The organism is Nocardioides sp. JCM 18999, from assembly GCF_055391175.1.
The window spans coordinates 2,119,529-2,136,314 of the sequence record NZ_AP043887.1 but is presented as its reverse complement, the minus strand read 5'-3'; the positions used below and the strand labels follow the sequence as shown (position 1 = coordinate 2,136,314).

16 protein-coding genes and 1 tRNA gene are annotated in these 16,786 nt (G+C 69.5%); 9 read left to right on the top strand and 8 right to left on the bottom strand.

From position 1 onward, the window contains the following. The first annotated feature begins 23 nt into the window (after positions 1-23). The 8 genes from ACZ5J1_RS10360 (at position 24) to ACZ5J1_RS10325 (ending at position 5,411) form a co-directional block, all read left to right on the top strand. A complete protein-coding gene (locus tag ACZ5J1_RS10360; protein WP_464558428.1) occupies positions 24-1,517 on the top strand; it encodes a phospholipase D-like domain-containing protein in 1,494 nt (497 codons plus the stop codon). A gap of 10 nt (positions 1,518-1,527) precedes the next feature. Then, on the top strand, positions 1,528-2,793 hold the full coding sequence (locus ACZ5J1_RS10355; protein WP_464558426.1) for a glutamate-5-semialdehyde dehydrogenase: 1,266 nt from the start codon (positions 1,528-1,530) through the stop codon (positions 2,791-2,793). A 28-nt stretch (positions 2,794-2,821) separates the two neighbouring features. After that, positions 2,822-2,971, top strand: a complete 150-nt coding sequence (locus tag ACZ5J1_RS10350; protein WP_464558424.1) for a hypothetical protein — start codon at positions 2,822-2,824, stop codon at positions 2,969-2,971. Between the two features lie 26 nt (positions 2,972-2,997). Further along, positions 2,998-3,600, top strand: coding sequence for a nicotinate-nucleotide adenylyltransferase (nadD, locus tag ACZ5J1_RS10345; protein WP_464564766.1), 603 nt, complete (start codon positions 2,998-3,000; stop codon positions 3,598-3,600). Then, positions 3,597-3,974 (top strand): ribosome silencing factor, encoded by a 378-nt coding sequence (gene rsfS, locus ACZ5J1_RS10340; RefSeq protein ID WP_464558422.1) that lies wholly within the window; start codon positions 3,597-3,599, stop codon positions 3,972-3,974. The genes nadD and rsfS overlap by 4 nt, the downstream gene beginning before the upstream one ends. A gap of 15 nt (positions 3,975-3,989) precedes the next feature. Further along, a complete protein-coding gene (locus ACZ5J1_RS10335) occupies positions 3,990-4,610 on the top strand; it encodes a histidine phosphatase family protein (RefSeq protein ID WP_464558420.1) in 621 nt (206 codons plus the stop codon). A gap of 80 nt (positions 4,611-4,690) precedes the next feature. Beyond that, a tRNA-Ala gene (locus tag ACZ5J1_RS10330) sits at positions 4,691-4,763 on the top strand. Between the two features lie 117 nt (positions 4,764-4,880). Further along, positions 4,881-5,411, top strand: coding sequence for a hypothetical protein (locus tag ACZ5J1_RS10325; RefSeq protein ID WP_464558418.1), 531 nt, complete (start codon positions 4,881-4,883; stop codon positions 5,409-5,411). 35 nt (positions 5,412-5,446) lie between these two features. Here ACZ5J1_RS10325 and ACZ5J1_RS10320 read toward each other — a convergent pair whose 3' ends face one another. The 8 genes from ACZ5J1_RS10320 to ACZ5J1_RS10285 all read right to left on the bottom strand — a co-directional run bounded on the left by ACZ5J1_RS10320 (position 5,447) and on the right by ACZ5J1_RS10285 (position 14,875). Beyond that, complete coding sequence (locus tag ACZ5J1_RS10320) at positions 5,447-6,190, bottom strand: SDR family oxidoreductase (protein WP_464558416.1); 744 nt, start codon at positions 6,188-6,190, stop codon at positions 5,447-5,449. A 70-nt stretch (positions 6,191-6,260) separates the two neighbouring features. Further along, positions 6,261-8,096, bottom strand: coding sequence for a putative bifunctional diguanylate cyclase/phosphodiesterase (locus tag ACZ5J1_RS10315; protein ID WP_464558414.1), 1,836 nt, complete (start codon positions 8,094-8,096; stop codon positions 6,261-6,263). Between the two features lie 118 nt (positions 8,097-8,214). Further along, positions 8,215-8,934 carry a gamma-glutamyl-gamma-aminobutyrate hydrolase family protein gene (locus tag ACZ5J1_RS10310; RefSeq protein ID WP_464558412.1) on the bottom strand — a complete coding sequence of 240 codons (720 nt, stop codon included), beginning with the start codon at positions 8,932-8,934 and terminating at the stop codon, positions 8,215-8,217. Between the two features lie 10 nt (positions 8,935-8,944). Further along, entirely contained in the window at positions 8,945-9,721 is a 777-nt protein-coding gene (locus tag ACZ5J1_RS10305; protein WP_464558410.1) for a 3-oxoacyl-ACP reductase, read from the bottom strand. Between the two features lie 15 nt (positions 9,722-9,736). Then, positions 9,737-11,107, bottom strand: coding sequence for an aldehyde dehydrogenase family protein (locus tag ACZ5J1_RS10300; protein WP_464558408.1), 1,371 nt, complete (start codon positions 11,105-11,107; stop codon positions 9,737-9,739). Between the two features lie 4 nt (positions 11,108-11,111). Then, positions 11,112-12,497, bottom strand: a complete 1,386-nt coding sequence (locus tag ACZ5J1_RS10295) for a glutamine synthetase family protein (RefSeq protein WP_464558406.1) — start codon at positions 12,495-12,497, stop codon at positions 11,112-11,114. Positions 12,498-12,525: 28 nt separating this feature from the next. Then, positions 12,526-13,209, bottom strand: a complete 684-nt coding sequence (locus ACZ5J1_RS10290) for a FadR/GntR family transcriptional regulator (RefSeq protein ID WP_464558404.1) — start codon at positions 13,207-13,209, stop codon at positions 12,526-12,528. 82 nt (positions 13,210-13,291) lie between these two features. Next, complete coding sequence (locus ACZ5J1_RS10285) at positions 13,292-14,875, bottom strand: amino acid permease (RefSeq protein WP_464558402.1); 1,584 nt, start codon at positions 14,873-14,875, stop codon at positions 13,292-13,294. Between the two features lie 143 nt (positions 14,876-15,018). Here ACZ5J1_RS10285 and ACZ5J1_RS10280 point away from each other — a divergent pair, with 143 nt between their 5' ends. Further along, positions 15,019-16,692 carry an alpha/beta hydrolase gene (locus tag ACZ5J1_RS10280; protein ID WP_464558400.1) on the top strand — a complete coding sequence of 558 codons (1,674 nt, stop codon included), beginning with the start codon at positions 15,019-15,021 and terminating at the stop codon, positions 16,690-16,692. Positions 16,693-16,786: the final 94 nt, after the last annotated feature.

Sequence of the window (16,786 nt, the reverse complement as noted above, 5' to 3'; positions counted from 1 at the left end):
GGTTGAAGAAAAGGAAGTGACTCATGGGGCGCTGGAAGCCATTGCTCGGCACTGCGGTGGCGTTGGCGACCCTGCTCGGCGTCGGGATCAACGTCGTCGAGACCTCGGGCCCCACGCCTCTGGCGCAGGCCGCCGCGGTCACCTCGACCGGGTGCCCGACGGTTCAGGTGCCGGTGAAGTCGCCGACGGCGACGACCACGACCACCACGACCAGCACGCCGGTGGCCGGTCCGACCACGACCACGGCGACGGCGACGCAGTACGCGACGACGTACAAGTCGGTGCCGATGCCGAACTGCCCCTACGTCCCGTGGCTCCCGGGGTGGCGGCCCTCGACCGGGCCGATCTTCAACGACCCGCTCGGCAGCAAGAGCCAGGCCCAGGCGATCGTCCGCCGGGTCTACAACGCGATCATGCACGCGCCGCGCGGCTCCCAGATCCGGATGGCCGTCTACTCCTTCGACCGCTCCGAGCTCGCCTACGCGCTGCGCAAGGCCAAGAAGCGCGGCGTCAGCGTGCAGGTGATCGTCAACGCCGAGGTGATGTCGAACGTGGCGCGCAGCCTGCAGCGCACGCTCGGCAAGAACCCGAAGAAGCGCAACTTCCTGATCGCGTGCTCGGGCAGCTGCCGTCGCAAGGGTGACGGCGGCAACCAGCACGACAAGGTGTTCGCGTTCTCCCAGTCGGGCGGCGCGCGCTACCTGGTGATCACCTCCTCGGGGAACATGACCTCCAAGGCCGTCTACCGGCAGTGGAACGACTCCTACGCGGTGGCCAACGACCGCCAGCTGTACTCCACCTGGACGGCCATGTTCGACCAGATGAAGAACCGCAAGCGGGTGGGTCCGCGGGTGCTGACCTACACCACGGTCAGCGGCGCCTACAGCTACTGGTTCCAGCGCCAGGCCGCCGAGCTCGGTGACCAGGTCGCGAACCTGTCCACCACGACGGTCGCGCGCTACAACTCCAAGCAGGACCGTCCGGCCAACCAGATCCGCAAGATCGGCTGCAAGGCGCCTGCCGGTACCGGTGTCAACGGTCGGACCACGATCCGGGTCGCGATGTACGCGATGTTCGGCAGCCGTGGTCGGGCGCTGACGAAGCTGCTCGTGGAGAAGAAGAAGCAGGGCTGCGACGTCAAGGTGATCATGAGCGTCCCCGGCTCGCAGTGGCCGCAGCTCACCCGGGCTGGTATCCCGGTGCGCAGCGCCGACTGGGAGTTCACCGAGCGCGACCCGCTGCTCGAGGACGGCATCGGCGGCTTCGGCCCGCGGATCTACTCCCACCTCAAGTTCATGGCCGTCAGCGGTCTGTACAACGGCAAGCCCGCCAACCTGGTGATCACCGGGTCGGAGAACTGGGACAACCTGTCGTTCACCAACGAAGAGGTCGTCCTGCAGATCAACAGCCGCTCGGTCTACCGCGCCTACGTCGACCACTTCAACAAGATGTACAACGGCAAGGCGACCCACCGGATGGGCGTCAAGCCGCTCCGGGGCCCGGGTTCGGTCAAGTAATCTGGGGGCCATGACCAGCCCTGCCCCGGACGTCGTCGCTGCTGTGCGAGAGGCCGCCTCGGCGGCACGGATCGCGAGCTACGACCTGGCGGTCGCGACCCGGGCGGTCAAGGACGAGGCCCTCGAGGCGATGGCTGCCGCACTCGTCTCCGGGGCCGACGCCGTCCTGGCCGCCAACGCCGACGACGTCGAGCGTGCGCGCGCTGCCGGCACCCCGGAGAACATCATCGACCGGCTCCGGTTGACCCCCGACCGGATCGAGGCGATGGCGCTGGGTCTGCGCGAGGTCGCGGCCCTGCCGGACCCCGTCGGCGAGGTCGTCCGTGGCTCGACGCTGGCCAACGGCCTGGAGCTGCGCCAGATCCGCGTCCCGTTCGGCGTGGTCGGGATGATCTACGAGGCCCGCCCCAACGTGACCGCCGACGCCGCCGGCATCTGTCTCAAGTCCGGCAACGCCGTCCTGCTGCGCGGCTCCGGCAGTGCCGCCGCCTCGAACGCGGTGATCGTCCAGATCCTGCGCGAGGCCCTGGTCGCGACCGGGCTCGCCGCCGACGCGGTCCAGCTGCTCCCGGCTGACAGTCACGACTCGGTCACCGCGCTGATGCAGGCCCGCGGGCTGGTCGACGTCCTCATCCCGCGCGGCGGGGCCGGGTTGATCAATGCCGTCGTCAGCGGCTCCAGCGTGCCGGTGATCGAGACCGGCGTCGGCAACGTGCACGTCTACGTCGACCGGGCCGCCGACCTGGACAAGGCGGTGAGTGTGGTGCTCAACTCCAAGACCCACCGCACCAGCGTGTGCAACTCGGCCGAGTCCCTCCTCGTCCACGCCGACATCGCCGACGAGTTCGTCCCGCGGATCACCAAGGCGCTGCAGGCCGAGGGCGTGACGCTGCACGGGGACGCCGGTTTCGCCGCCCTCGACGGCGTCCTGCCGGCCACCGACGCCGACTGGGAGACCGAGTACCTGTCGCTGGACATCGCCGCTGCCGTCGTACCGGACCTGGAGGCGGCGATCGCTCACATCCGGCGCTGGTCCAGCGGGCACACCGAGGCGATCGTCACCGAGGACCTCGCCGCGGCCCGCCGTTTCACCGCCGCGGTCGACTCCGCTGCGGTGATGGTCAACGCCTCGACCCGGTTCACCGACGGTGGGGAGTTCGGCTTCGGCGCCGAGATCGGGATCAGCACGCAGAAGCTGCACGCCCGAGGTCCGATGGGGCTGCCCGAGATGACCTCGACCAAGTACGTCGTCACCGGAGACGGCCACGTGCGCTGATCGGGCGCTCACCCGCTAGGATCGCCCCATGCTGAGCACGCTTGCCCTCCACGCCGCCGAGGCCACCGAGCACACCGAGTCGGTCAACCACTGGGTCATCGGTGGCATCGCGCTGGCGATCCTCCTCGGGCTGCTGGTCACGCTGGTCGCCTTCGCCGGCGGCCGCGAGCACAGCTGAGCATGACCCGACGCCGGGTGGGCGTGATGGGTGGGACGTTCGATCCCATCCACCACGGGCACCTGGTGGCTGCCAGCGAGGTCCAAGGTGTCTTCGGCCTCGACGAAGTCGTCTTCGTGCCCACGGGTGATCCGTGGCAGAAGAGCGACCGGGTGGTCTCGCCCGCCGAGCACCGCTACCTGATGACGGTGGTGGCCACGGCGGCCAACCCCCGGTTCACCGTCAGCCGGGTCGACATCGACCGCGACGGGCCGACGTACACGATCGACACCCTGCGGGACCTGCGCGCGGCGATGCCCGACGCCGATCTGACCTTCATCACCGGCATGGACGCGCTGGCCGAGATCTTCACCTGGCGCGACGCCGAGCAGCTCTTCGAGCTCGCCCACTTCGTCGGCTGCACCCGACCGGGATACGCCCTCGATTCCGAGATCACGGCCCGGATCCCGGAGGATCGGGTCACGATCCTGGAGATTCCGGCTCTGGCGATCTCCTCCACCGACTGCCGCGACCGACACCGCGCCGGCCAGCCGATCTGGTACCTCGTCCCCGACGGGGTCGTGCAGTACATCGGCAAGCACGCTCTCTATCCGGGTGCCTCGGGTGCCCCTGACGAAAGGTCCTCATGACCGCCACCGACTACGCCCACGACCTCGCCCTGGTCGCCGCTCGCGCCGCCTCCGCCAAGCTCGCCCAGCACATCATCGCCTTCGACGTCAGCGAGCAGCTCGCGATCACCGACGTCTTCGTGCTCTGCTCGGCGCCCAACGACCGCCAGGTGAAGTCCATCGTCGACGAGGTCGAGGACAAGGCCCGCGAGTTCGGCGCCAAGCCGATCCGCCGCGAGGGGGAGCGCGACGGCCGCTGGGTGCTGATCGACTTCGGTGACGTCGTCGTGCACGTCCAGCACGAGGAGGAGCGCCAGTTCTACGCCCTGGAGCGGCTGTGGCGCGACTGCCCGGCTCTCGAGCTGGGCGACCTCGACGGTCCCGTCTCCGCCTGATCACGGCCGCCGCACGTGAAGCGTCTGTTGCTGGTGCGCCACGGCCGCACCGAGTGGAACCGGCTGGGACGGATCCAGGGGCAGACCGATGTCGCCCTCGACGCTGAGGGGCATTCCCAGGCCGGCCTGCTGGCGCCGGTGATCGCCGGCTTCGGTCCGGTCGCGATCTGGTCCTCCGACCTCGCCCGGGCCGCGGAGACCGCGAACCGGCTGGGTGCCGAGGTCGGGCACCTGCCCCGACTCGACGCCCGGTTGCGAGAGCGGTCCTTCGGCGACCTCGAGGGCATCTCGCACGCCGAGTTCCGTGATCGCGTCCCGCACGACTACGAGGCGTTCCGCGCGGGCGACTTCGACAAGATCGCCTCGGCCGAGCCGTCGGAGGTGGTGACGGCGCGGATGCGTCAGGCCACCGACGAGCTGGTGAGCCAGATGGCGGCGGGGGAGACCGCCGTCGTCGTCTCCCACGGTGCGGCCCTCAAGCTCCTGACCGGTTCGCTGCTGGGCCTGTCGCCGGCTGCGTCCGTGGCGACCCTGGTCGGGATGACGAACTGCGCGTGGGCCGAGATCCAGGTGCTCGAAACCGGTGATCCCGGGCGCCTCGTGGCCTACAACCGGACCGCGACGGGCCAAGAGTGACCCCCGATTTCGAGTTCCATGCAGGCTTCTGTATTGTTCTCGTCGTTGCCCGGGTCTGATCAAGCCGGGACAACGCCAACGGGGGTGTGGCGCAGCTGGTAGCGCACCTGCATGGCATGCAGGGGGTCAGGGGTTCGAGTCCCCTCACCTCCACGTTGGAAGAAGCCGCAGGGCAGAGGTCGAAAAGCCTCTGACCTGCGGCTTTTCTGATTTCAGGGCAAGCGCATCGGGTGCGCGCAGGACGGGAGGTCGGGTTTGAGTTCGCCGTCCGTGACCCTCCAGACGTCCGTCCGCACCGAGATCGCCGAGCTCGGCCTGCTCCTTGCAGTCGGCTTCGTGTTCATCGTTCTCGCGCTCGTGGCGCGAGCAGTCATCCGCATACGAAATCCGGACCACGGGCGAGTCGCGGTCGGGCCGCCTCCCGGGCACGACCCGGAGAACCCGAACTCGGCATTCGTCAGTGCCGGTCACTGGTACACGGTCGAAGGGTGGCCGGCCTTGGCTCCCGTCCCACTGATCAGGCCGATGACGGACGGCGGCTCGATCCTGGCGTTCCTCTTGTTCGGTCTTCCGATCCTTGGACTTGCTCGAAGGATGGATCGTCGGTTCAAGGTATGCGTCTACCGGGGCAGTAGTCGCCCGCCACTCGTTCGGCTGGTCCACGTCGAGTTCTTCGACTCGGCCGACGGGGCCGAGCGACGGCAGGCGGAGCTGATCGGCAACTGGGATTCTCGGGCCTTCGCGAGTTCGCCTCCCCTCTCTCGCCGGGAGTACCGGAGTCTCAAGCGGCTGGCGAGGTAGCCCTTCGTTTGCGCTCGTAGGGCTGGGCGCGACTGCTAGCGGCCGCCTGCGACGCGCAGGGTCGTCCCGGTCACGTAGGAAGCCTCGGCGTCGAGCAGCCAGGCGATCGCGTTCGCGATCTCGTCGGGCTCTCCGGCCCTTCCCAGCGGCACCAGCGGGCCGACCCGGTCGAGTCGGCCAGGTTCGCCGGCGTCGGCGTGGATCGACGTGCGGACGATGCCCGGCGCGACTCCGACCACGCGGATCCCGTCCGCGGCGACCTCTTGGGCGAGGCCGTGGGTCAAGGCGTCGACGCCCGCCTTCGCCGCTGCGTACTGGACGTACTCCCCGGGTGCACCGATCGTGGCGGCACCGGAGCTGACGTTGACCAGGACGCCGCCCCGGCCGCCGAAGGAGACACCGAGGGCCTGAACGGCCGCGCGGGCGACCAGGATCGCTGACGTCAGGTTGAGGTCGATGGTGGTGCGGATGACGTCGACCGGGGTGTCAGCGAGGCTTCCGATGTGGAGTGTCGCGCCGGCGTTGTTGACGACCCCGGTCAGCCGGCCCTGCGTTGCCGCGGCCGCGAAGAGCTCATCGATCGCAGTCGGCTCGACGAGGTCGGCCCGCACGGTGAGGCAGCTGACGCCGAGTCCCTCGAACTCGGTCCGGCACTGTTCGGCGGCCTCGTCGTCGTGGGCATAGCCGAGGACGAGGTCGTGGCCAGCTCGGGCCAGGCGGCGGGCGGTGGCGGCGCCGATGCCTCGGGTACCGCCGGTGATGAGAGTGAGGGGCTGCATTCGGGAGGCCTAACCAAGTTTCGTGACGTGGTCGGTCCGGGCCCGACCCCTCCGCCATCCTTTCACCCCGTCATCTCCGGGGGAGGGCCCCTGCCAAACCGGAGCCCGGTACGCGGGCCTGGTCGGGGACGGCGAGTGCCGGATGGACCACCGAGTTGTGGAGGGCGAGGGCGGGCGACGGCTTTCCGTACAGGTAGCCCTGGACGAAGTCGTAACCCATGCCGCGCAGCACGGAGGCCTGGTGGGCCGTCTCCACGCGTTCGGCCACGACCTTCATGCCGAGGGAGCGGGCCATGGTCAGGATCGCTTGGAGGATCGGTGCCTCGTCGGAGTTCGGCTTGATCGACTGGACCAGCGTGCCGTCGATCTTGAGGACGTCGATCGGCAGTTCCGCCAGGCGACGCAAGGACGAGAATCCGGCCCCGAAGTCGTCCATCGTGATCAGGATCCCGAGGTCGCGCAGTCCGCCGACGGTCGCCAGCACCTGCGGGTCCGCCTCGTCGAAGACGCCCTCGGTCACTTCGACCGCCAGCAGGTCGGCGGGCATCTCCCACCGGCCGAGCAGGTCCGCGACCTCTCCGACGTAGCTCTCGCAACGCAACTCGTGGATCGACGCGTTCACGGTCACCGGTGAGCGCGGCTCCGGTCCGGCCATCACTCGGCGGGCCGCCTCTTCGCGGACCCAGGCGCCCAGCACGTGGATGGCGCCCGACTGCTCGGACTCGGGGACGAAGGAGTCGGGCATCAGCATGCCCTTGGAGGGGTGGTCCCACCGGACCAGGGCCTCATGAGCGGCCACCCGCTCGCTGTCGAGGTTGACGATCGGCTGGAACTGGAGCACCAGCTCGTTGCGCGCTGCGGCCCGTTCGATCTCACGACCGAGGCGGGTCGGATCGCCATGGACGACCGTGCGGTCCCGGCCCGCGACCTTGGCCTCGTAGAGCGCTGAGTCGGCCCGACCGATCAGGATCGACATCGAGTCGTCCGGGCGGGCAGCTGCGACCCCCGCCGAGGCTCGGATCCCGGGTGGGGTCAGGGAGCGCAGCGTGTCGGCGATGTCGCCGGCCCGGGCCAGCGTGCAGCCGGGAAGGAGCGCGGCGAACTCGTCGCCGCCGTACCGACCCAGCACCGCTGTCGACGGGAGGCCCTGCTGCCAGGCCGTGGCGCACGCGGCGAGCGCTCGATCGCCTTGCACGTGCCCACCGGTGTCGTTGATCCGCTTGAAGTCGTCGATGTCGAGCACGATCACCGCCAGCGGCGCCCGCAGGGGCCCGATCCGCCGGAGGAGGCTGATCTCCTGCTCGGCACGGCGATCGAGTCCTCGCCGGTTGAGCAGGCCCGTGAGGAAGTCGACCTCGGCCGCGTCCGCGATCCGGGTGAGCCAGGCCGTCACGAGGCAGATGACCAGGCCGACCCAGCCGAGGACGACGACATCGCCGACCGGGACGTCGGCGCGCTGCATGGCCGCGGCGCCGACGATCGCGGTGAAGGCCAGGTGGAGCGCCGCCTCCCGGAGCGGGAACAAGAAGAGCGCATCGATCACGGGGAACGCGTAGATCGCCCCCATCGCGACCGATGCGGTTCCGCCGCCGGCGAGGAGGACCTCAGCGGTGATCAGGAGGGTGCCGGCCGCGACCAGGAGGTGGTAGAGCCCGCGTCCTGGTTGATCGCCCCGCAGGAGGATGACAACGGCCGCCAGGCCCGCGAGGAGACCGAGCGCGGTCATCGGCACGCGGTTGAGATCACCGTGGAGTGCGACGACGCCGGCAAGGACGGTGATGCAGCCTGCGAGGTAGAAGTTGCCGGTCACCAGACGGTGGGCACGCACCCCCGCGAGGGACGGTGCTTCCCGCCAGGCACGCGGTACGTCCAGGCCCGCAGTGATGCTCCAACGAAGCGCGCTCAACACACCTCCCCTTCCGTGGGCCTTAGGTGTTCGTTGGCGGTATCGGCAGGGCCGAGGGCGACTCCAGCGATTCAGAGGTAAAGGATGGTGTCCGCTGCACCCGCCGGCCGCCCGGATCCTAGGGCGGCCCGCGCCTGGCAGCCGCCACCAGCGCGGCGAAGACGCCTCGGTCCGTAGGCGCGGACGTGACCTCGGGGTGCCACTGAACCGCCACCTGGAACCGGTCCCCAGGCGCTTCGATCGCCTCCACCAGACCGTCCTCGGCCCAGGCGACCGCCTCGAAGCCAGGGTGGCTGCGGACCGACTGGTGGTGGTGGCAGCGCACCCGGGTGTTCGCGCCCAGGGTGTGCCCCAGCCGGCTCTCCGGCTCGATCCTGACGGCGATGTCGCCGTACCCGTCGCCGCCGGGGTTGTGCTCCTCGTGGCCGACGAGGTCGGGCACGTGCTGGTCCAGGACACCACCGGCGTGCACGGCCATCACCTGCATCCCCCGGCAGACGCCGAGGGTCGGTGTCGCACGGCGTGCTGCGGCTTCGAGGAGGGCGAGCTCCCAGCCGTCCCGGTCCTCGCGCCAGGTGGTGGTGCGAGGGTGCGGCTCGGCGTCGTAGCGCGCCGGCTGGACGTCGGCGCCTCCGCTGATCACGAGGGCGTCGAGCCGTGCCAGCACAGCCTCGGCCGCGTCGGGGTGGGGGAGCGAGGGCGGCAGCAGCACGGGAACTCCGCCGGCCGCCTCGACCGCGCGCGCGTAGTCGGTGGGCAGCAGGTCGGCCGTGGTGTCCCAGACCCCCCACCGTGCCTGCTCCCGGTAGGCCGACAGGCCGATCAGTGGACGGCTCATGACGCCTCACTCACAGCGGCGTGACGTACGCACCGGAGATCCCGCCGTCGACCAGGAAGGTGGAGGCGGTCATGAAGGACGACTCGTCGGAGGCCAGGAACAGCACCGCGTTGGCCATCTCCTCGGGCTCACCGAAGCGTCCCATCGGGACGTGCACCAGCCGGCGCGCGGCTCGTTCCGCGTCCGAGGCGAACAGCTCCTTGAGCAGGGGAGTGTTGACCGGGCCGGGGCAGAGCGCGTTGACCCGGACCCCGGCGCGAGCGAACTGCACGCCGAGCTCACGGGTCATCGAGAGCACGCCGCCCTTCGACGCCGAGTAGGAGATCTGTGAAGTGGCAGCGCCCATCACCGCGACGAAGGACGCCGTGTTGATGATCGAACCCTTGCCCTGCTCGAGCATGTAGGGCAGGGCGGCCTTGCAGCACAGGTAGACGCTGGTCAGGTTGACCTCCTGGACCCGGCGCCAGGCCTCGAGCTCGGTGTCCAGGATCGAGTCGTCGTCGGGCGGCGAGATGCCGGCGTTGTTGAACGCGATGTCGACCGACCCGTAGGTCTCCTTCGCCGTCCGGAAGAGCGCGTCGACCTCCTCCTTGCTGGTCACGTCGACGTGCACGTAGGTGAGGTCGAGCTCGGCCGCGAGGCTGGCACCGGTGGTGTCGTCGACATCGCCGAGCACCACCTTCGCGCCCTCCTCGAGGAACCGTCGGACGGTCGCGAGCCCGATCCCGGAGCAACCTCCGGTGATCACTGCGACCTTGCCCTCGAGCCGTGCGGGACGTTCCGCCATGGTCCTGCTCCCTTCCTAGTCCTGGGCGATGAAGACGTTCTTCTCCTCGGTGAACGCGTGCAGCGCGTCCGGGCCGAGCTCCCGGCCGAGGCCGGACTGCTTGTAGCCGCCGAAGGGCGTCCAGTAGCGCACCGAGGAGTGCGAGTTGACGCTCAGGTTGCCTGCCTCGACCGCGCGGGCCACCCGCAGAGCGCGGCCGACGTCGCGGGTGAAGATCGACCCGGACAGGCCGTACTCGGTGTCGTTGGCCAGCCGGATCGCGTCGTCCTCGTCCTCGAAGGCCATCACCGCCACCACCGGGCCGAACACCTCCTCACGCCAGATCCGGGCAGCCGGATCCTGCGCCAGCACCACGGTCGGGGGCAGCCAGAACCCGCCCTCGAAGCCGTCGCCGTCGGGGGTCGAGCCGGTGAACGCGGTCTCGACGCCGTCCAGGTAGCCGGTCACGGTCTCCCGCTGACGGGCCGAGATCAACGGCCCCATCTCGCTGGCCTCCGCGCTCGGGTCGATCACCCGCAGCGCGCGCACCGCGGTCTCGAGGCGGCCGAGGAACTCGTCGTAGACCGAACGCTGGACCAGGATCCGGGAACGGGCGCAGCAGTCCTGCCCGGCGTTGTCGAAGACCGCGTACGGCGCCGTGGCCGCCGCCTTCGCGATGTCGGCGTCGGCGAACACGATGTTGGCGCTCTTGCCGCCGAGCTCGAGCGTCACGGCCTTCACCTGGTCGGCGCAACCGACCATGATCCGCTTGCCCACCTCGGTCGAGCCGGTGAAGCAGACCTTGCGGACCAGCGGATGGGTCACGAACCGCTCCCCGACGACGGAGCCCCGGCCAGGGATGACCGTGAAGACGCCCTCGGGCAGACCCGCCTCGATCGCCAGCTCGCCGAGCCGGATCGCGGTCAACGGGGTCAGCTCGGCCGGCTTGAGCACCACGGTGTTGCCCGCCGCCAGGGCCGGTGCGAAACCCCAGCCGGCGATCGGCATCGGGAAGTTCCACGGCACGATCACGCCGACGACGCCGAGCGGCTCGCGGAACGTCAGGTCGACCCCGCCGGGCACCGGGATCTGCCGGCCGAAGAGCCGCTCCGGCGCTGCGGCGTAGTAGTTCAGGACGTCGCGGACGTTGCCGGCCTCCCACCGCGCGTTGCCGATCGTGTGCCCGGAGTTGAGCACCTCCAGCTGGGCGAGCTCCTCGAGGTGGGAGTCCACGACGGCGGCGAAGGAGCGCAGCAGCCGCGCCCGCTCGCCGGGAGCGACGTCGCGCCACCCGCCGAACGCCGCTGCGGCGCGCTCGATCGCGGCGTCGGTCTCGGTGAGGGAGCTCTGGACGACCTCGGTGACCGGGACGCCGGTCGCGGGGTTGAGAACGGTGTAGGTGCTCATCGCGTCACAGCCGTTCGAAGCCGCGCCGCAGCTCCCAGTCGGTGACCGCGGCGTCGAACGCCGCGAGCTCGACGGTGGCCAGGTTCGTGTAGTGGTCGACCACCTCGTCGCCCAGTGCCGACCGGGCGAACGCGGAGGCGGTGAACGCGTCTCGGGCGTCGCGCAGCGTGCTCGGCACCCGTGGCCGCCCGGAGGTGTAGGCGTTGCCGACCAACGGCGGTTCCAGCGCCAGCTGCTGCTCGATCCCGTGCAGCCCGCCGGCCAGCATCGCAGCCAGCGCCAGGTAGGGGTTCACGTCCCCGCCGGGGACCCTGTTCTCCATCCGAGCGCCCGCGCCGTGGCCGACCAGACGGACCGCGCAGGTGCGGTTGTCCTCACCCCACGCGATCGCCGTCGGGGCGAAGGACCCGTCGGCGAACCGCTTGTAGGAGTTGATGTTCGGGGCGTAGAGCAGGGTCAGGTCCGGAAGCGTGGCCAGCACGCCGGCGATGAAATGGTCGTACAGCGGCGTCCGGGTGCCAGTGGCGTCGTCCCAGAACACGATCGCCCCGTCCAGGCCGCGCAACGACAGGTGGATGTGGCAGGAGTTGCCCTCCCGCTCGTTGAACTTCGCCATGAACGTCAAGGACTGCCCGTGCTGGGAGGCGATCTCCTTGGCCACCGTCTTGTAGACCGCGTGGTTGTCGGCGGTCACCAGGACCTCGTCGTAGAGGAACCCGATCTCGTGCTGGCCGAGGTTGCACTCACCCTTGGAGCCCTCGACGTTGAGGCCGGCGTCGTACATGGTGTTGCGGATGTCGCGCAGCAGCGGCTCGGCACGGGTGCCACCGAGGATCGAGTAGTCGACGTTGTACTGGTTGACCGGTGTCAGGTGCCGGTAGTCGTCGTCGTGCGCCTCCTCGAAGCTGTCCTCGAACGCGATGAACTCCAGCTCGGTTCCGGCGAACGCGGCGAAACCGAGCGCCGCCGCGCGCTCGACCTGAGCCCGGAGGATGCCTCGGGGCGATTGCAGCACAGGTTCGTGGGTGTGGCCGGCGTGCGGTGGCCACTCGAGGTCGCACTGCACCATCGCGGTCGCGGGCAGATGGGTCAGCACCCGGATCGTGTCGAGGTCCAGGACGAAGTCCATGTCGCCGTAGCCGTGCTCCCACGAGGTGATCGCGTAGCCCGCCACCGTGTTCATCTCGACGTCCACCCCCAGCAGGTAGTTGCATCCCTCGGTGCCGTGCTCGAGCACGACGTCGAGGAAGTACCGGCCGTGCAGGCGCTTGCCCTGCAGCCGGCCCTGCATGTCGGTGAAGGCGACCACCACCGTGTCGATCGTGCCCTCGTCGATCGCAGAGGTGAGCTCCGCGAGCGTCAGGTGTCGGCTGTTGCGGGGGTGCGTCATGGATCCTCCTTCGTCGTACGTCGTGTGCTCAGTCGAGAAGTCCGCGCAGCAGGGCTGCGGTGTCGTCACAGTGCTGCTCCATCGCGCGCCGCGCCTTGGTCGCGGCGCCGGCGATGATCGCCTCCACGATCGTCTGGTGCTGGCGGCTGGAGTGCTTGATGTTGACCTCCAGGACCGGGATCGCCTGGAGCATGTCGTGCAGGCGCGCCTGCACCGACGTGACCGCCTCGATCAACATCGGTGATCCGGTGACGCTGGCGATGGCGAGGTGCAGCCGGGAGTCGGCCTGCCGGTGGGTAGCCGGATCGGCAGCCCTGTCCACCTCGGCCAGCGAGGTGGTCAGGAGGTGCTGGTCGGCCGTGCCGAGGTCGCGACCGGCGGCGACCTGGCAGGCGCCGGGCTCGACCACCCGGCGGAAGACCAGGGAGTCGAGGAACTCGGTGCGACGTTCCCCGAGGCGAGGCGTGGCACCTGCGGCCGGATCCGCGGGTTGGTAGGAGACCACGGTCCCGCCGCTGCGACCCCTGGTGGTCCGCACCATCCCCGCGCTGCGCAGCCCGACGATCGCTTCGCGCAGGGTCGCCCGGGAGACCCCCATCCGCTCAGCGAGCTCGCGCTCGGGTGGCAGCGCCGACCCGGGCTTGAACGCACCGAGCCTGATCGCGGTCCCGAGCTGCTCGACGCAGTTCTCGAAGGCGTGGTGTCCGCGCACCGGCCGGAGCAACACATCACCGAGAGGGCGGGTCGACCCAGAGCGCTGAGTCGACTCCGAGGAGGGAGGCATGGCGATGGGATCAGGGAGCGTCGGCAGATTCGATCGTCCGGATGGGGCCCTTGAACCAGTTCTTGGCCGAGGCCTGCCACCAGATCGTGATCAGCAGCAGGACGCCGAGGGTGACGATCGGCGAGTAGTTCATGAACTTCCACGAGAAGGTCTCGTCGAAGGGGTTGCCGGACTTCAGCGTCGGCATCATCAGGTAGAGCGAGACCACCACGATCTCGACGACCGCCAGCGGGTTCATCCACTTGTACTTCGAGCCGTTGGTCCACTCGCCGGCCTCGAAGTTGTCGCCGTGTCGCCAGCGCAGGAAGATCGGGATGGCGAACGAGAGGTACAGCCCGATCACCGCGATCGAGGTGACGGCGTAGAAGGCGACCGGCACGATGATCGGCGCCTCCTCCGTGCCCTGGTTGACCTCGACGAGCGCGGGCAGCGTCACCAGCGCGGCGAGGACCGCGACCATCAGGACGGCGTTCGCCGGCACCTTGTTCGCCGACAGCTTCGACCAGTAGCGCGAACCGGGGACCGCCCGGTCACGGCTGAACGCGAAGGTCATCCGGGACGCCGAGGTCATGCAGGAGACCGCGCAGAACAGCTGGCCGGCCGCGGAGATGAACAGGACGGTTCCGGCCCAGTTCGAGCCCAGGGCGGCGTTGAAGATCGGCGCGACACCGCCGGCGCCGAGCGAGTTGTCCGGGTTGCCATCGGGCCCGTTCGGAACCGCGAAGACCACGCAGAGCAGCAGGATGTAGCCACCGATGGCCGAGTAGAGGATCGACTGCCAGATGCCCTTCGCCGCCCCCATCGAGGCGCCCTTGGTCTCCTCGGACAGGTGCGCGCAGGCGTCGAAACCGGTGATCGTGTACTGGGTGAGCAGGAACCCGAACGGGATGATCACGAAGAAGAAGAACCCGCCGCTGGTCGAGCCGTCGTTGAATCCTGAGTTGTTGATCCGCTCGGTGAAGACGTAGCTGAAGCTCTGGTGCGTGTCCGGGACGAACAGCAGGATCGCCACGATCGCCGCCGCACCGGCCACGTGCCACCAGACCGAGACGTTGTTCATGATCGCCATCAGGTGCCCGCTGAAGATGTTGAGCACGGAGGCGATCGCCAGCACGGCCACGAAGATGAGGAAGACCCGCTGCAGCGAGTAGCCGTCGGCGTACGAGGTCGACCAGGTGCTGATGGTCAGGTCGATGAAGGTCGCACAGCCGTAGGCGACACCCGCGGTCACCGCGACCAGGCCGATCAGGTTGAGCCAGCCGGTGTAGAAGCCGGCCCGCGGTCCGCCGAGCTTGGCGGCCCACCAGTAGATGCCGCCCGACGTCGGGTAGGCCGAGACCAGCTCGGACATGGTGAAACCGATGATCAGGATGAAGATGCTGATGATCGGCCAGGACCACGAGATCGAGATCGGGCCGCCGTTGTTCCAACCGGCGCCGAAGTTGGTGAAGCAGCCCGCGAGGATCGAGATGATCGAGAACGAGATCGCGAAGTTCGAGAAGCCGGACCAGCTGCGGGAGAGGTCCTGGCTGTAACCCATCTCTGCCAGACGCTTCTCGTCGGCGTTCATCTTCGGGTCTTCGGTCACGCTCATGACTGTCCCTCTTTCGCCAGGCGAACTCTTGGCGCCAGTGTGAGACGCGTCACATTATCCTGTCAATGGCATGACCTTAGACCTTTTATGCTACGGCGGACTCGCGGTGCGGAGTGGTGCGCTTGCTCCGCTAGCCTCGCCAGGTGTTGAGTCCCCAGGCCCGCGCTGCTCTGCTGCGCCAGGCTCGAGCGCCGTACGCCGCCTCCGTCGGGGCTCTCGTCTTCTTCTGGCTCTCCCTGACGCCGTCGCTGCTCCCGCGCAGCCCGGTCTTCCAAGGTCTGGTCGCCGCGGTGGCGGCCCTCGGCGGGTACGGCGCCGGCGCGCTGCTCGGCTGGATCGTCCGATCGTGTGGCGGGCGCCTGACCGGACCTGCCCGGAAGCGAACCTGGCAGATCACCGGCGCCGTCGCGCTGGTCGGCACGGTCCTCACCCTGATCGCCTACCTGCGCTGGGAGAACGACCTTCGCGAGGCTGTCGGGGTGGCCTCCGAGGGAGGCCCTGACCTCCTCCTGATGCTCGCCGTCGCTGTCGTCCTCTTCGTCGTCCTGCTCCTCGTCGCGCGCGGTCTCCGCGCCCTCGGACGAACGATCGGGCGCTGGGCCGGCCGGTGGATCCCGGCGCGCGTCGCGGTGGTCGTCGGTGGTCTCGTCGTCGCTCTCGGCGCCTACGCGGTGGCGACGGGTGTCGTCGGGCCGCGGGTCGTCGGTGCTCTCGACTCGACGTTCATGGCGATCAACGACGAGTTCAAGGCCGACGTCCCGGCCCCGACCAGCCCCTACGTCTCCGCGGGACCCCGTTCGGGGGAGAGCTGGGACGACATCGGCCGGCAGGGCCGTGCCTTCATCACGAACACCCCGACCGGCGCCGAGATCAGCGCCTTCTCCGGGACGCCGGCGCAGGACCCCGTCCGTGCCTACGTCGGGGTGGGCACCGACGGTCACGTCGACCTGGAGCAGGAAGCCGGTCGCGCGGTCGACGAGCTCGAGCGCACCGGAGGCTTCACCCGCGCGGTCCTCAACGTCGCGACCGGCACCGGACGCGGCTGGGTCAACGAGAACCAGGCCCAGGCGCTGGAATTCATGTGGAACGGCGACACCGCGACCGTGAGCATGCAGTACTCCTACCTGCCCAGCTGGATGTCCTTCCTGGCCGACGGCGACCGGGCCCAGGAGGCGGGTCGGCTGCTCTTCGACGCCGTCTACGCCCGGTGGTCGGAGCTGCCCGAGGCGACCCGTCCGCTCCTCGTCGTCAGCGGCGAGAGCCTCGGCTCCTTCGGTGGTGAAGCGGCCTTCAGCGGCGCCCAGGACCTGGCCGCCCGGACCGACGGGGCGCTCTTCGTCGGGCCGACGAACAACAACGACCTGTGGAGCCAGTTCACCGAGGAGCGGGACGACGGCACGCCGGAGGTGCTGCCGACCTACCAGGGAGGTGCCACGGTCCGGTTCGCAGACCGGGCCTCGGACTGGGACCTGCCGAGCAGCACGTGGAACGGCACCCGGATCGGGTACCTGCAGCACGCCAACGACCCGATCACCTGGTGGGACTGGTCGCTCGCGCTGCACCAGCCCGACTGGCTGAGCGAGCCGCGGGGCAGGGACGTGTCACTGTCGATCCGGTGGATCCCCGGTCTGACGATGCTCCAGCTGGGCGCCGACCAGTTCGTCGCCAACGACGTCCCAGCCGGGCAGGGTCACGAGTTCGGCCAGGAGCCGGTGGCTGCGTGGGCGCACATCCTCCCGCCGAGCGGCTGGACGGATGCTCAGACCAACGAGCTGGCCGACGTCCTCGCGGAGCGATCCCTGACCGCCATCGGGTGAGCCTGACCTCAGCGGCCGTCGCGGCGACTTCTCGGCATTCTGTGCACGAATGCCCGCCAAGTCCCCTCCAGCGGCGCCCGTCGTCGGCCATGAT

What these genes read in the sequence shown, in the direction of transcription:
- ACZ5J1_RS10285 (WP_464558402.1), bottom strand. Translation starts at nt 14,875, where the DNA reads ATGAGCGTGACCGAAGACCCGAAGATGAACGCCGACGAGAAGCGTCTG.
- ACZ5J1_RS10295 (WP_464558406.1), bottom strand. Translation starts at nt 12,497, where the DNA reads ATGACGCACCCCCGCAACAGCCGACACCTGACGCTCGCGGAGCTCACC.
- rsfS (WP_464558422.1), top strand. Translation starts at nt 3,597, where the DNA reads ATGACCGCCACCGACTACGCCCACGACCTCGCCCTGGTCGCCGCTCGC.
- ACZ5J1_RS10355 (WP_464558426.1), top strand. Translation starts at nt 1,528, where the DNA reads ATGACCAGCCCTGCCCCGGACGTCGTCGCTGCTGTGCGAGAGGCCGCC.
- ACZ5J1_RS10300 (WP_464558408.1), bottom strand. Translation starts at nt 11,107, where the DNA reads ATGAGCACCTACACCGTTCTCAACCCCGCGACCGGCGTCCCGGTCACC.
- ACZ5J1_RS10350 (WP_464558424.1), top strand. Translation starts at nt 2,822, where the DNA reads ATGCTGAGCACGCTTGCCCTCCACGCCGCCGAGGCCACCGAGCACACC.
- ACZ5J1_RS10320 (WP_464558416.1), bottom strand. Translation starts at nt 6,190, where the DNA reads ATGCAGCCCCTCACTCTCATCACCGGCGGTACCCGAGGCATCGGCGCC.
- ACZ5J1_RS10360 (WP_464558428.1), top strand. Translation starts at nt 24, where the DNA reads ATGGGGCGCTGGAAGCCATTGCTCGGCACTGCGGTGGCGTTGGCGACC.
- ACZ5J1_RS10310 (WP_464558412.1), bottom strand. Translation starts at nt 8,934, where the DNA reads ATGAGCCGTCCACTGATCGGCCTGTCGGCCTACCGGGAGCAGGCACGG.
- ACZ5J1_RS10305 (WP_464558410.1), bottom strand. Translation starts at nt 9,721, where the DNA reads ATGGCGGAACGTCCCGCACGGCTCGAGGGCAAGGTCGCAGTGATCACC.
- nadD (WP_464564766.1), top strand. Translation starts at nt 2,998, where the DNA reads ATGGGTGGGACGTTCGATCCCATCCACCACGGGCACCTGGTGGCTGCC.